This is a genomic window from Kitasatospora sp. NPDC042419, assembly GCF_056437345.1.
This window is the reverse complement of record NZ_JBWKAW010000013.1, coordinates 54362-68769: the sequence shown is the minus strand read 5'-3', so window position 1 is coordinate 68769 and position 14408 is coordinate 54362. Positions and strand designations below refer to the sequence as shown.

The following is a 14408-nucleotide window of genomic DNA, read 5'->3' as shown; positions in this document are numbered from 1 at the left end:
TGCTGACCGACGAGCACGGTCGGCGCCCTGTGCACCCGTCAGGTCCGCTGGCGGGCGCGGGCGGACGGCTGCTGCCAGGTTCCTCCTCCGCCGCCCGCCCCGCTCGCGTCCGGGGCCCGTCCGGGGCCGTCGCCGACCTCTCACCGACCTCTCGCCGACCCGGCCGCCACACGGCCGGGCCGGTCGAGCGGGCCGCACCGCGCCGCACCGCGCCTGACCGCTCAGGGCGTCCGGAACAGATCGTCCAGGTGGTGGGTGAGCACCGCCAGTGCGGCGTCGCCGGTGCGCTGGCCGCCGAGCACACTCGAACCGAGGCCGTTCACCATGGCGAGCAGTCCGGCGGCGGTCATCTCGGGGTCCTTGGCGGGGTCGATCTCCCGGGCCTGCTGGGCGGCGCGGATCTGCTTGGTGAGGAAGCCCTCAAGGAGGTCGGGCTGGGCCGTTCCGTGCTTCGCCAGCACCTCGGGATCGCTGAGCACCAGCGTGTAGTAGGCGGCGTACGTCCTGGTGATCCGGCGGCTCTCCGGATCGGTCGGCAGGATGCACGACAGGACGGCGGTCACGATGCCGCGCGGTGTGGGCGGGGAGCCTGCCGCGGCGATCCATTCCTCCATGCGCGCCTGGAGTTGGGTGCCGAGCCTGGCCAGCGCGTCCAGCAGCAGCCCTTCCTTGCTCGCGAAGTAGTACTGCACCAACCGCAGGGAGACGCCGGCCTCGGTGGCGACCGCCCGCATGCTGGCCGACTGCAGGCCCTCGGTGTCGGCGATGCGCAGCAGCGCCTCGGCGATCTGTCGTCGGCGTTCCTCGTGATCGACCCGCACAGTCATGGTGAGACCTCCCTGGTACACCCGTATCATGCCGTGATACACATGTATCATGCGAATCAGTCAGTTCAGGAACGACCAGGCCGGCGACCGGTTCCGGAGCGCCTACGAGCAGGCCCTGGAAGCGCTGTGGCCCGGAGCGCGGACGACACTCGACCTTCCGACCGCGTTCGGGACCACCCGCGTCTATCGAACGGGCCCGGCAGGCGGCGAGCCGATCGTGCTGCTGCCCGGCTCAGGTGGAAACGCGCTGATGTGGCACCGGTACATCGACGTACTCGCCGAGCACCACCCGGTCATCGCCGTCGACACGATCGGCGAACCGGGCGCGAGCGTGCAGACCGCCCCGATCGGCGACGGACGGGACGGCGCCGCCTGGCTGGACGAGCTCCTCACCGCGCTGGAGGTGACGGCCGCCCACCTCGTCGGCTGCTCCTACGGCGGCTGGCTGGCGCTCAGCCACCAGATCCACCACCCCGGACGGAACGCTTCCCTCACCCTGGTCGACCCGGCGGGATTCGCCCGCGTCGGCCCCCGGTTCTACGCGTGGCTGATCGCCGGCGGCCTCGCCGCGGCGGCGCCGCGCCCACTCCGCCCCCGCCTGGCCCGCCTGGTCGGCAACAGCACCATCCTGGACACCGAACTGATGAGCCTGATGCGCGCATCGATGGGATTCCGCCGCGCACTCCCGGTGCCGCCGGTCTTCTCCGACGAGGAACTGCGCGGCCTCGACGCCCCCGCACTGTTCCTGCTCGGGGCGCGCAGCGCCCTGCACGACTCTCGCGAGGTCGCCGACCGCCTCGGCGGGCTCGTCCCCTCGGCCCGGGTCGAGGTCGTGCCCGGAGCCGGCCACGCACTGCCGACCGACCTGCCGGACCTGGTGGCCGACCGCATCCTCCGCACCGTCGGGCGGTAGCACCCCGGGGGCAGGCCGCAGCTCCCCGAGAACCTCGACCACCCCGTAGCCCCTGCCCGGTCCGGTCCGGTCCCGCAGCCGAGGGCAGAGTACGACTCTTGACAGAAGATATGTGAGCTTCAACGGCCATGCCCGGACTGCGGGCTGATCCGGTACAGGTAGAGGCGTCGGGGCTGCGGATTTGCGAGCCCGGGCCGTGGGGTCCGACTCAGTCCCACCAGAACGACCACTGGTGGGAGCCGACCAGCGTCTCGGCGTAGGCGGTGAGGGTACCGGCGCCCTGGAAGACCAGGTCGGAGCAGAGCGCGGTGTGCTCGGCGGCCACCGGGAGTGCCTCGGCGAGCGTCGCGGGCGGCACGGCGACGCTCAACTGCAGAGTGTCGTAACCGACTTCGACGACCTGCGCGCCGAAGCGGCGTTCCCAGTCGGCGAGCACGGCGGCGATCTTCGCGATGTCGTTCTCGTGGTTGACCGGGCCGCTCCAGCCGCAGACCGCCAGCGCCTCGGCGCCGCTGCCCGCCCGCACCAGCCCGAGGCGCACGCTCCGCACGGACGGCAGCACGCCCGCCAGCCCGCGGGCCTCGGCGCCGGCGGCGCCGGCGGGGACGGCGGCGGCGGGTGCGAGCCCGGGCCAGGTCAGGCCGTAGGGGGCCAGGGCACCGACCAGGTCGTCGTCGTCCTCGCCGCCGGACTCCGACTCCCACCGGTCGCGCAGCAGAGCGGCCGGGTCGTGGAGCGAGACGTCGGAGGCCAGATCCGGGTAGAGCTCGCCGGACAGCCAGGGGCGGTAGTCGGCGCCGTCGTCCAGCGGGCTGAGCAGGAGCGGCCACAGGCCGGTCTCCGGGTGGGCCCGGTGGAGGCGTTCCCACAGGCCGGCGGGGGCGGGGGCGTCGCTGATCCACAGCAGCGGTTGCCGCCCGTCGTCCTCGCCCGCGACCAGGCGTCCGGGCGGCAGGGTGACGGACAGGTCGGTGACAGCGCGGGCGAGGTCCGGGGGCTCGGTCATGCGAGCACCATAGGACCGGGCTCCGACAGTGGCCGGTGGCGGGCCGCAGCGGTGGGCGGGCCGTAGGGAGCGCGCGGACCGGTAGGAGCTCAAGGCCCGCGCGGCAGGCTCCGTGTGGGCGCGTCAGGAGATCCGCGCTACTTGCTCTGCAGCGTCCCCAGCGGGTCGGCGTCCTCCGCCAGTGCGCCGGCCGCCGTCTCCCAGGCCGCGTCCTCGGGGTCGAGGGCGCTGCGCAGGTAGGCGGTGGTGAGCCGCTGGACCAGTGCGACGCGCGCGGGGCTCTCGTCGGTCGTCTCGGCGGCTTCGTACCCGGGGATGCCGCCGAGCGAGTGCTCGGCCCCGAACAGGGTGAGCAGGCTCTTGCGCCCCGGGCTGTGGGTGAAGGGGTCGGTGAACCAGTCCGGTCCGCGCGTGGACAGGTGCGACTGGTCGTGGTCGCCGGCGACGATGAGGGCGGGGGCCGTCATGGTGGCGAAGGACGGCTTCATGAAGGGGAAGTGCTCGGCCGCGAACGGAACCAGGTCGTCGCCCAGGCCGGTCAGGGCCAGCAGCGCACCGGCCGTGACGCGGGGGTCGGACATGTCCTCGCCGGGGACGCCGTCGGCGTCGAGGACGCGCGCGCCGAGCAGCGTGCTCGCCGTCTGGGCTCCCCAGGAGTGGCCGGCGACGGCGATGCGGCCGTGGTCGACGCGCCCGGCGAGGCCCGGCACGGCGGCTTCGAGGGCGTGGAGTCCGTCCAGGACGCGCGTGAGGTCCTCGATGCGCAGGCGCCAGATCCGCGGCGTGCGGGGGTCGTCGGCCGGCAGGCCCAAGGTGCGGGAGTCGAGGTGGGTGGGCTGGACGACGACGAAGCCGGCGGCCGCCCAGTGGTCCGCCAGCGGGGCGTAGCCGTCCATCGACCAGCCGAAGCCGTGCGAGAAGACGATGACGGGCAGTTCGCCGCCGGTCGCGGGGGCGGACACGCGGACCCGGAGATCGTCACCGCGGCCCGGGGCCGGCAGGACGACCGGCTTCGCGGAGATCACCGCGGTGGGCGCGGCAAGGGTGTTCGAGTCGGACATGGAAGTGCCTTCCGTTCGGTGTTCTGGGCGCGCGACAGCGGCGGACGACCTGGTCACCGGCCTCCGGCTCTGCCATCATGAATGAAACGGAACCTCGTTCCGCAGACGATACGGAACGTGGTTCCGCTTCGCAAGGACCCACGGAAGGAGCACCACGGTGAGCGACAGCGGCCAGGAGACGGGAACGGTGGCCGACCCCAGGCGCAAGGACGTCCGGCGCAACCAGCAGGCCCTGCTGGACGCGGCCGCCGCGGCCTTCCTCGCCTCGGGCGTCGACGCGCCCGTGCGCGACATCGCCGCCCGGGCCGGCGTCGGCACGGGCACCATCTACCGGCACTTCCCCACCCGGGCGGACCTGGTCATCGCCGTCTACCGCCACCAGGTCGAGGCCTGCGCGGAAGCCGGGCCCGCCCTGCTGAGGACCAGTCCGACCGCCCACGCCGCACTCACCCGGTGGGCCGACCTCTTCGTCGACTTCCTGGTCACCAAGCACGGCCTGGCGGCCGCCCTCCGGAACGACAGCAGCGGCTTCGAGGCACTGCACGCCTACTTCCTCGACCGCCTCCTGCCGGTGTGCGCCCAGCTCCTCGACACCGCCGCCGCCTCCGGGGAGATCCGCCCGGACCTCGACGCCTACCAGCTCATGCGCGGCATCGGGAACCTGTGCATCGGCGCCGACAGCGACCCCCGCTACGACGCGCGCCCGCTGGTCGCACTCCTCGTCGCGGGACTGCGCCGCCCGCACTGACCTCGGCCGCGGCGAACGGCCCCCGCGCTCAAGGCCGTGGCCCACGGCCTGCCCCGACCCCTCTCGGGAGGCCGGGGCAGGCCGCTGCGAGGGGGCGACCCCGCCGGAGCCGCCGGAACGGTGCCGCCTCACGTACCCGGCGGGGCGGGCGACGCGCGCCGGTACCCGGTTGCGCCGCCTGCCCCGGCCGGGTCAGCTGCGGGTGAAGGTCCCGAGGCCCCCCTGGTTCAGTTGCTCGACCACCACGTCGGACGCCTGGCCGTCGGCGCCCACGGTGAACGTCACCCCGGACAGGCCGACCGCGTTCTCGCCCCGGGTCTGGAAGCTGAACGTGTTGCCGTCGTAGTGCCGGAGCGGGAACCGGAGGTTCTCCGGCCCCAGGGTCATCACCAGCCCGCCGCTCTCGGCGCTCACGGCGAGCGGCCCGTAGTAGCCGTTGGCGTACGTCCCCGCGTAGCCCGCGTCCGGACCGGCCGGGGCCGCGCCGGCAGGCGGCTTGCCGTAGTCGGTGGGCGAGGCCGCGGGCTCCGCGGCCGCGGCGACGACCTTGCCGAAGAAGCCCAGCCAGTCGACCGTCTCCCGGCCGTTCTGGGCGACGTCGAAGAACTGCGAGGCCACCGCCTCGGCGGCGCCGATGGGCTGGCCGTTGGTCAGGACGACGATCCCGAGCTGCTCGGACGGCAGCAGGGTCACCACGGTGCCCGCGCCCAGGTCGAAGCCTCCGGAGTGGTTGAGCCGCAGCCGGCCCTCGGGGTCGTAGCTGACGTTCCAGCCGAGGCCGTAGAAGCCGGTGGCGCCCGCGGGCTCCCTCGGCGGGCCGGAGACGACGTGCGGCAGCCGGGTCTCGTTCAGGCCCTGCGCCTCGATGACCTGCCGGCCCTCGAAGCTCCCGTCGGCCAGCTGCAGCCGCATCCACCGGGTGAGGTCCCGCGCGGTGGACGTCACCCCGCCGGCCGGCGCCTGCGGGTCCGGGTTCTGGGTGGTGCTCACCTGCCAGCCGTCGGCGCCCTTCACGTGCGGCGTCGCCTTGTTCGCCGCGGCGTCGTAGGCGGAGCGCAGGGAACTCGTGGAGGCCATCCCCAGCGGCTCGTACAGGACGTCGGCCACCAGGTCCTCCCAGGCCACCCCCTTGGCCTTGGCCGCGGCCACCGCCGCCTCGGTGAGACCGTAGTTGGTGTACGCGTAGCTCGCCCGGAAGGGTGCGAGCGGGTGGTCCCGCAGGTGCTGAAGGATGTAGTCGCGCTGGTAGCCGAGGTCCTCCAGCAGGTCGCCGGCGTGGTCCGGCAGCCCGCTGCGGTGCGAGAACAGGTCGGCGATCGTCACATGGCTGCTCACCCACGGGTCCGCCAGCGCGAAGCCCGGGTCGTGGGCGGCGACCGGGTCGTCCCACTTGACGGTCTTCTGACCGACCAGCCCGGCCACCACGGTCGACGAGATCGGCTTGGAGAGCGAGGCGAGCTGGAACACGGTGTCCTGGTTCACGGTCTCCGGCGCGCCGATCCGGCGGACGCCGAAGCCCTTCGCGGAGACGACCTTGTCCTGGTGGACGACCGCGACGGCCACTCCGGGGACGCCCGTCTTCGCCATCACGTTCTGCACGTAGCCGTCGAGCCCGGCGGCAGCGGCGGACACCTGGGCCTCCGTCAGCCGGGGCGGGGGCTGCTGCGGCGGCGCCGTGGCCAGGGCGGACGAGGGGGCCGGCGTGGGCGCGGCCCCGGGGTCGGTGGCCTCCGCCGAGGTGCAGCCCGCGAGCGACGGACCGCCCAGGAGCAGTACGGCCAGCAGTGGCACCACGGCGCGCGACCCCTGCCGAGGGGCCGTTCGCCGGGCTGCGCCGTGACAATGCATGAGGTCTCCGCTCCTCCGTCCGGCGCGCCCGCTCCGGCGCCGCCTGGTTCACGGCGCGAGTATCGGCCGCGCCGGCGGGGCCGGGCTCCCGCCGCGCACCGGGCGCGCCGGGCAATCCACCCGCTCGGTCCAGCGCCGGCCTCGCGCGGGAGGCGCGGTGGGGGCGGCGCGGCGCGGGGAGACGGCGAGGGCGGCGCGGCGCCACGTCCACGGGCGGCGAGGGCCGGTCGTCACCGTCGGTGCCGCCGTGCCGACGGGCGGCGCGGGCGGGCACGGGCCCGCACGGGCAGGTACAGGCGGACACGGGCAGGCACGGGCGGACACCGTACGCGGCCGTAGCTTCACCGGGGGCGGCCGGGAACGGCCCGGAGGCGGTCCGCAGAAAGTCCGCAGACAACGATTCCGTTCCAGGGGCTGTCTGAGCGGCGACCGGAAGCCTAGGCTGCGGCGATGTCGATCCTACGAAGACTTCGCGCTTCCGGCCCGCGCCTCCGGCCGGAACTAGACGACGACCAGCTCGGTCGCATCCGGCGACATCTCACCTCCTCCGGAATGCCGGGCCAGAACGTCGTCCTGATCGATCAGATCGAGCAGTTGCTCCGCGAACCGGGCACGGACTGGGACCGCCGCACGCACCGCTTCGCCGTACTCGCCGAAGCCGCCGCTCCCTCGTCGCTCGCGCGCGCCTGGCGGATGAACCGCTCGCGCAGCACCGACCCGCTGGTCTTCGAGGCGTGGGTCGAGCTGGTCCGGGGCCGCCACGCGGGGCAGATGGAGGACGCCCGGGCCGCCGCCGACCGCTGTTACCGCGCCGCCGAGGAGCTCCCCGCCGACCCGGTGCCCTGGGTGGTGCTGCTCGGCATGCTGCGGCTGATGCGCGCCGACTCGCGCGACACGTTCGCCGTCTGGAACGAGGTGATCGCCCGCGACCCGTGGAACCGCGAGGCCCACCTGCAGATGCTGCGCTACCTGTCGCCGGAGGAGTGCGGGTCCCGCAGCAGCCAGCTGGACTTCGTGGAGAACGTGCGGGCTTCGGTGCCGCCGACCGCGCCGGCCGTCGGCGTGGAGCTGACCGCGCTCGTCGACGAGCACACCCGCACCGCCGGGCAGGGCGGGATCGAGGCGCTGCTGGTGCGCCGTCAGTGGGAGAACGGCCGGGCCACCCGCGTGCTGAACGCCGCGCTGGCCGACTGGCCCCGCCCCGGCCACCTGCGGCACGCGGCCGCCCTGGCCGACCTCAATCTGCTCGCCTTCGCCCTGGTCAAGGCCGGCCGGACGAGCGCGAGTGCCGACGTCTTCCGCCTGATCGGCGACACGGTCACGGCCTGGCCGTGGGCTCTCGACGACGAGCCGGTCGCGGAGTTCGGCCACTGGCGCTCCAGGGCGCTGGCCTGACGCCACGTCAATTCGCGGCCGTCCGGGGTTGGTCGAAGGCCCGGCCGCCGGGGCCGGCACGCGCGGCTCCGGGCGTCGCCCGCGCGCAGCCGCGCCCGGGCCCCGGGTGCGCCGCCGGGCGAGCGGCGCCCGCCCCTGGCGGGGGTGGCGGCCCACGGCGCGCGGACCGGCCCGGGCCGGTCCGCTGGCGGGTGTCGGGACCGGCGCCCGCCCGGCGGGCGGGCGGGTCGTGCGGGCAGGTCGTGCGGGGCGGGCAGGACCGGCGGCGCGCGCAGAACCGGCGGCGGACGGGGCGGCGCACCGGGCAGGAGGGTCGCCGCGGGCAGGACGGCCCGCCCGGTGGGACGCCTCGGCCGGGCGGGCCTTCGGCACTGGACCCGACGGCCAGGTGCCGTCCCCGGAACCGGCCGGCCCGCGCTTCCGCAGCGGTCCTCCGTGGGCGTACCGTGGCCATGCGGTGGCGCGTCCGCCGGGTGCCACCGGATCCGCGTCGGCACGCCCCGCCGGAGGCCGCGATGACAGACCGGATGGCCTTCCTCACCACTGCGCGCGCGGAGCGCGCGCGGCGGGACGTGCGGAAGCGGCTGCACGACTGGCAGGAGGTCTACCGGGAGGGCGCGCTCCTGCCCGTGGTCGGCGGGCAGGCGGCCCGCTGCATGGACTGCGGGCTGCCCTTCTGCCACAACACCTGCCCGCTCGGCAACGTCATACCGGACTGGAACCGGCTGGTGGCGGTCGAGGGCTGGCGAGCCGCGGCCGCACGCCTGCTGGCGACCGACAACTTCCCCGAGTTCACCGGTCGGCTGTGCCCGGCGCCCTGCGAGAGCGCGTGCGTGCTGGCGATCGACGGGGAGGCCGTGACGATCAGGAACATCGAGCTGGCGATCGCCGACCGGGCGCGGGACGAGGGCTGGGACCGCCCGCAGCCGCCCGACCGGACCACCGGGCACCGGGTGGCGGTGGTCGGTTCGGGACCGGCCGGGCTGGCGGCGGCGCAGCAGCTGACCCGCGCCGGGCACGCCACCACGGTGTACGAGCGGGCCGACCGCCTCGGCGGGCTGCTGCGCTACGGAATCCCGCCGTTCCGGCTGGAGAAGCACCGCCTGGACCGCCGGCTCGACCAGATGCGGGCCGAGGGCACCGTCTTCCGCACCGGGACGTGCGTCGGCCGGGACGTTCCGGCTGACGAGCTGCGGGCCGGATGCGACGCGCTGGTGGTCGCGGTCGGCGCCACCGCCTGCCGGGAGCTGCCGGTGCCGGGGCGCGCGCTTCCCGGCGTGTGCCAGGCGATCGGCTACCTGACCTGGTCGAACCGGGTGGACGAGGGCGACCGCCCGGCCCCGGGGGTGTCCGCCGAGGGCCTGCACGTGGTGATCGTCGGCGGCGGGGACACCGCGTCGGACTGCGCCGGCACGGCGCTGCGGCAGCGGGCCGCGTCCGTCACCCAGCTCGACATCAATCCGCGCCCGCCCGCGCGCCGGGCGGACGGGCAGCCCTGGCCGGTCCATCCGAAGGTCTACCGGGAGACGACCTCGCACGAGGAGTGCGCCGCCGCGGCGGCCGGGCCGAGGGTGTTCGCGGCGACGACTGTCGCGTTCGACTCCGGCCCGGACGGTCGGCTCGCCGCCGTCCGCTTCGCCGGCGCCGACCCGCGGGACCGCAGCCCGCGGAGCGGCACCGAGCGCACCCTCCCCGCGGAGCTGGCCCTCCTCGCGCTGGGTTTCACCGGCCCCGACCCGGACCAGCCGCTGACGGTCCAGCTCGGCCTCGCCACCGGCCCGGACGGTGCCCTCGACCGGGACGACGGGTTCGCCACCGGCACCGAGGGCGTCTTCGTCGCCGGGGACGCCGGGCGCGGACAGTCGCTGATCGTGTGGGCGATCGCCGAGGGCCGGTCGGCGGCCGCGGCGGTGGACCGCTACCTGCGCGGCGACACCGAACTCCCGGCGCCGATACGGGCGTCGGCGCGGGCGCTCACCCTGTGAACGGGCCGTCCCGCCGCACCGGGGCAGCCGCGGTTCCGGGCACCGGCCGGGAAACGGCACTGCCGCGCCGCCGGGAGGGGTCCCGGGCGGCGCGGCAGTGCCGGTGCAGCACTGAGGCTGCGGCAGTGGTGGTGCGGTGGCGGGTCAGGCCGAGAAGTAGCCGATCAGGTCGGCGACGACGTCGGTGCTGCCCCACTGGTTGGCGAACGACACCCGGCCGTCCACCACCGGGACCATCACCAGCGCGGAGACGACGTCCCCCGGCCGGTAGTTGATGTTCGAGGCGTCCGGACGGACGGTCCCGTGCGGGAAGACCGTCAGGAAGCTGGTGTTGCTGGGCCAGACGACGGTGACGTTCAGCAGCGCCGAGGTCACACCGCTGTAGGGCACGCCCTCGACCCCGGACACCTTGACGCTCACGACGTCGCCGTCGCCGCCCAGGGTGCCGGCGCGGGCGCCGGTGCCGTCCCGGGTGTCGAGCAGCCGCACGAGGTTCGACGGCGTGTAGGTCGCGCCGGAGCCGGAGTAGTAGCCGACGACGTCGACCCCCAGGTCCGCCTCGCCCCACGCGTTGCGCAGGTCGACCCTGCCGTCCGCCCCGACCGGGACGGTGACCAGGTTCGACACGTTCTGCCCCGCCGCGTAGTTGACGCTCGACGCGTCCGGCACCGGATCGCCGTGCGGGTACACGGTGAGGTAGCTGGTCCGGGACGGGTTGACGGCCGACACGCTCATCACGACCGCCGTCACACCGGTGGCCGGCACACCGGCCACACCGGTCACCTTCAGCGGCACGACGCCGCCCCAGCCGACCCGGCCGGCGGGTGCGCCGACGCCCAGGACGGTGTTCAGGATGCGCGTCGGGTTGACCGGGCTCAGCAGCGAGCCCGCGCCGCCGTCGGTGTAGTACCCGGCGATGTCGACCCCCAGGTCCACCTCGCCCCACGCGTTGCGCAGGTCCACCTTGCCGCCGTTCGCCAGCGGGACCGTCACCAGGTTGGTGACGATCTGGCCGGCGGCGAAGCTGACGGTCGGCAGGTCCGGCACCGCCTGGCCGCTCGGGTAGACCGAGACGGCGCTGTTGCGGGTCGGGTTGACGGCCGTCACGTTCATCACGACCGCCGTCACACCGGTGGCCGGCACACCGCCGACACCGGCGACCTGGAGCGGCACCACGCCGCCCTGGCCGACCCGCCCGGCGGGCGCGCCGACACCCGACACCGTGTTCAGGATGCGCGAGGGCGACACGGGCACGAAGCGGCCCTTCGTCGGCGTCGGCGCGGCCGTCACCGTGAAGGCCCTGGGCAGGCTGGTGGCACCGGACCCGTAGGTGTCCAGCACCATGTCGAAGGTCCCGGGCTGCAGGCTGAAGGTGTCGACCAGGACGTGCAGCTCGGTCCCCTGGGGGTTCACCGAGAGCGGCCACATGAGCGGCTGGGCGCTGTCCCAGGTGCCGCTGCGGACCAGCTTCAGCTTGGTCGCCAGGGTGAGGCCGCTGCCGCGGACCACGGCCTGGACCTGCGTCCCGGCCGCACCGGTGGCGGGCGCGATCGAGCGCAGCCACAGGGCCGGGCCGGGCTGGACGGAGCAGCTGCCGCACGTCCCGCGGAGGCTGTACTCGACCGGTGTCGCCACCTTGGCCGCGCTGAACAGCAGCAGGGCCTGCCCGGCGGTGGCCGTGGCGGTCGCCTGGCAGCGGGAACCGGTCAGACCGTCGCTGCTGGGGCTGTTGTAGTTGACGTTGTAGTAGCCGGAGCAGTAGTAGTCGGCGGAGTCGGAGCCGCCCCACTTGACCGGGTCGAGCAGGCGCAGGGCCGGCTGTTCGAGGGAGGAGGTGCTGCTGGTGACGCCCTGGACGTTGAGGGCCTGCGACGGCTTCATGTCCACCACCGCGCAGAAGCCGGCGGCGGACTCCGTGAGCAGCCCGTTGCGCAGGGGGAAGCCCTCCACCGAGACGGGGTTGGCGGTGCACTCCGGCGCCCAGCCGTTCGCCGTGCCGACCTTCCAGGTGTCCAGGGCGGCGTGGATGTCCTTGCCCTGGTACCCGGACGCGATCGCGAGCACGGTGTAGGAGGTGCTGCCGGTGACGCGGCACTCGTAGGTGCAGAGGGCCTTGCCGCCCGCGTCCAGGATCTGCGTGTACACGCTGGCCTCGTACCGGTTGGCGGTCGACCGGATGCCCAGCAGGAACTTGTCGGTGGCGGCGGCGTCCACGCGGAAGCAGCGCGCGTCCAGCGAGGAGGTCAGGTCCACCGGGGTGGAGCGGCCGCCGACCGTGGTCGCGTTGGGGACGATGCAGTCCGCGCTCGACGAGATGTCCCGGCGGACCAGCTTGTAGCTGTCGCCCCAGCGGTTGTCGGTCAGCAGCGCGGTGTACGGGACACCGGCCTCCAGGCGGCAGGTGATGAACGAGTTCAGGAAGGTCTCACAGGCCACGTCGCCCTTCGGGTCGACGACCTTCAGATTGCCGTAGAACTGGTTCTGGCTGCTGCTGTAGTCGGCCATCTCGTAGGTGGAGTGCTGATCGGCCGGGAGGCTGAAGCAGGCCTGGTCGACAGCCGCGGTCAGCGTCGTCTCCGCACCCCAGCTGCCGTCGAAGCCGGTCCGCGCCCACGGGGCGCAGCCGGCCAGCGCTCCGGTCCGGTGGACCACCAGCTGGAACGCCTGGTTCGAGGTGCCGCTCACCAGGGCGCGGAACGGCGCGGTACCGGTCAGCTTGCAGACGGTGAAGGAGGATTCGCCGCCGCACTGCCTGGCTCCGGCGGCGTCGTAGACGGTGACGCCGAGGCCGTACCCGTCCGCGGGCTTCCGGTCGAGGAAGTAGAGGCCGTTGCCGGTGGCCGTCGGGAGGGTGAGGCAGCGCGCCTCGCCGGGCGCACCGAAGGTGCCGGTGACCGGACCGGACACCAGCCCGGTGTCGCCGGTCGCGGTGCAGCCGCGGCCCTCCTTGTCCGAGCGGAGCACCAGGCCGAAGGCGCCGACGGCCGGGGTACTCGCCCCGACCACCCAGGTGTAGTCACCGGGGGCCAGCACGCAGCCGGTGCCCTTCCAGCAGTCGCCGAAGAGCTGGACCGTGTCGGGGCCGAAGAGCTGGCCGCCGACGTAGGTGCCGTCGGCCTTGACCGAGAAGAAGGAGTAGGGCCCCGACTCGGTCACCCGCAGCGTGCGGCAGCGCGCGACCGGGCTCAGGTCCGGAGCGGTGTCGAACGCCTGGGGCTGCACCACCGCGCAGCCCTCCGGGCGGGAGAGCCGGGCGAGGGAGAGGTCGTACTCGGGTGCCGGCTGGTAGCCCCGTCGGACGCTGACCCGGTAGGGAGCCTGCCCGGTGAGCTTGCAGTCGGCCTCGGACGACGGGGTGCAGACCGCGGCACCGGCCGCGTCGAGGACGGTCAGGCCGACCTGGTACTTCTGGTCGTAGGCCCGCAGCACGTCTCCGGCGGCCAGGCCGACCGGCGCGTAGCAGTCGCCCACGGCGCCGGCCGGCAGCGAACCGTGCAGCGTCGCCGGGGCGGCCAGCGTGAGGTCGGCGGCGGCCACCGTCCTGCAGGTGCCCGGCGAGAGCAGCGGCTGGTAGGCGATGGAGAAGGCCTGGGCCGAGCCGCCGTTCTCCTTCGCCCGGAGCGTGTACGTGCCCGCCTGGGTGGTGTCGCAGCGGTACAGCTCGGATCCCGAGTACCCGCCCATCGGCTTGTCGCACACCTGGGCGGTGCCGTCCGGCGCGAGCAGGGTCAGGCCGACCCAGCTCGTCGTGACGGTCTGGAGGAAGAGCACGTCCCGCGGCTGCGTCAGCGTGAACGAGAACGTGGCGGTCTCACCCGAGCCGAGCGCGCACGCGGTCACGGCGTTCGCGGTCAGCGTCGCCGGGCAGGGGCCGGTCGGGTCGGCCTGCCGGAGCTCGCCGACGGCGGCCTCCGACGCGGCCTTCGGATCCGCCGCGGACGGGACCGCGGGCGCGGCCGTCGGCTCAGCGCTGGGCGCCGCGGACGGCGCGGCGGCCGTCGGCCCGGCTGCGGGCGCGGCGGACGGGTTCGTGCCCGGGTTCGTGCCCGGGTTCGTGCCCGGGTTCGTGCCCGCGCCCGGCTGCGGCGAGGCGGTCGCCGCGGGCGGCGCCTCCACGGCGGCGGCGGAGCCGGTCTGGCCGACCAGCGTGGCCAGGACGGCGAGCAACAGGACGCCCGGAGCGGCCGTACCCGCTCTTCTCCGCCCCCGTCGCGTGCGGCTGCCCGATGGCAGCGGCTTCATGGTTCCCCCTCTTCTGTGCCCGGCTCCCATGACGATCACCGGAGTTCGTGGGCAGGCGGATTCTAGCCACCAGCACCGACGGACCGTCACGCGGATGGGGGCGGGCAAACGAACAGAGCGTCACTTCGCACGTGATCCCGGCCACAGCGCGAAGCGCCGCTCCCGTCGCCCCCTGCGGAATGCCGACGCGGCGACTCCGGCAGCGGGGCTCCGGGACGGGGTCGACCGGGGCCTCCCCCACCCGGTCCAGGTGACGGTCCAGGGCTCCGGGCGCGCGTCGACAGCCGGGCGCAGGCACCGGCCGGCGATCGGCCCGGCCCGGTGGCGACGGTCCAAGGTCGGCGGTCGGCGGGTGGCGGTTCGCGGTCCCAGGAACCGGCCGG

General features: G+C 74.6%; 9 protein-coding genes. 4 read left to right on the top strand and 5 right to left on the bottom strand.

Going from position 1 to position 14408, the window contains the following annotated elements:
- Positions 1–221: 221 nt before the first annotated feature.
- Positions 222–821, bottom strand: a complete 600-nt coding sequence (locus tag AC067J_RS23780) for a TetR/AcrR family transcriptional regulator (RefSeq protein ID WP_478302525.1) — start codon at positions 819–821, stop codon at positions 222–224.
- Positions 822–876: 55 nt separating this feature from the next.
- On the opposite strand from AC067J_RS23780, the gene AC067J_RS23775 reads away from it, so the two are divergent.
- Positions 877–1740, top strand: a complete 864-nt coding sequence (locus tag AC067J_RS23775) for an alpha/beta fold hydrolase (protein ID WP_478302276.1) — start codon at positions 877–879, stop codon at positions 1738–1740.
- 208 nt (positions 1741–1948) lie between these two features.
- Here the strand turns inward: AC067J_RS23775 and AC067J_RS23770 are convergent, their stop codons facing one another.
- Positions 1949–2746 carry a DUF4253 domain-containing protein gene (locus AC067J_RS23770; protein ID WP_478302274.1) on the bottom strand — a complete coding sequence of 266 codons (798 nt, stop codon included), beginning with the start codon at positions 2744–2746 and terminating at the stop codon, positions 1949–1951.
- 137 nt (positions 2747–2883) lie between these two features.
- The gene (locus AC067J_RS23765; protein WP_478302272.1) at positions 2884–3807 is read right to left on the bottom strand and encodes an alpha/beta hydrolase family protein; all 924 of its coding nucleotides are present in this window, start codon (positions 3805–3807) and stop codon (positions 2884–2886) included.
- A 157-nt stretch (positions 3808–3964) separates the two neighbouring features.
- Between AC067J_RS23765 and AC067J_RS23760 the strand changes: the two genes are divergently transcribed.
- Positions 3965–4555 (top strand): TetR/AcrR family transcriptional regulator, encoded by a 591-nt coding sequence (locus AC067J_RS23760; RefSeq protein WP_478302270.1) that lies wholly within the window; start codon positions 3965–3967, stop codon positions 4553–4555.
- A 192-nt stretch (positions 4556–4747) separates the two neighbouring features.
- Here AC067J_RS23760 and AC067J_RS23755 read toward each other — a convergent pair whose 3' ends face one another.
- Positions 4748–6349 carry a serine hydrolase gene (locus tag AC067J_RS23755; protein ID WP_478302268.1) on the bottom strand — a complete coding sequence of 534 codons (1602 nt, stop codon included), beginning with the start codon at positions 6347–6349 and terminating at the stop codon, positions 4748–4750.
- A gap of 606 nt (positions 6350–6955) precedes the next feature.
- Between AC067J_RS23755 and AC067J_RS23750 the strand changes: the two genes are divergently transcribed.
- Both AC067J_RS23750 and AC067J_RS23745 read left to right on the top strand, forming a co-directional pair.
- On the top strand, positions 6956–7798 hold the full coding sequence (locus AC067J_RS23750) for a hypothetical protein (RefSeq protein WP_478302266.1): 843 nt from the start codon (positions 6956–6958) through the stop codon (positions 7796–7798).
- Positions 7799–8313: 515 nt separating this feature from the next.
- The gene (locus AC067J_RS23745) at positions 8314–9783 is read left to right on the top strand and encodes a glutamate synthase subunit beta (protein ID WP_478302265.1); all 1470 of its coding nucleotides are present in this window, start codon (positions 8314–8316) and stop codon (positions 9781–9783) included.
- 144 nt (positions 9784–9927) lie between these two features.
- On the opposite strand, the gene AC067J_RS23740 is transcribed toward AC067J_RS23745, so the two are convergent.
- On the bottom strand, positions 9928–14025 hold the full coding sequence (locus AC067J_RS23740; protein WP_478302263.1) for a hypothetical protein: 4098 nt from the start codon (positions 14023–14025) through the stop codon (positions 9928–9930).
- Between the last annotated feature and the right edge of the window lie 383 nt (positions 14026–14408).

Excerpts from the sequence above, each read along its gene's own strand:
- AC067J_RS23775 (WP_478302276.1), top strand. The coding sequence starts at position 877 with ATGCGAATCAGTCAGTTCAGGAACGACCAGGCCGGCGACCGGTTCCGG.
- AC067J_RS23770 (WP_478302274.1), bottom strand. The coding sequence starts at position 2,746 with ATGACCGAGCCCCCGGACCTCGCCCGCGCTGTCACCGACCTGTCCGTC.
- AC067J_RS23765 (WP_478302272.1), bottom strand. The coding sequence starts at position 3,807 with ATGTCCGACTCGAACACCCTTGCCGCGCCCACCGCGGTGATCTCCGCG.
- AC067J_RS23750 (WP_478302266.1), top strand. The coding sequence starts at position 6,956 with ATGCCGGGCCAGAACGTCGTCCTGATCGATCAGATCGAGCAGTTGCTC.
- AC067J_RS23745 (WP_478302265.1), top strand. The coding sequence starts at position 8,314 with ATGACAGACCGGATGGCCTTCCTCACCACTGCGCGCGCGGAGCGCGCG.
- AC067J_RS23740 (WP_478302263.1), bottom strand. The coding sequence starts at position 14,025 with ATGAAGCCGCTGCCATCGGGCAGCCGCACGCGACGGGGGCGGAGAAGA.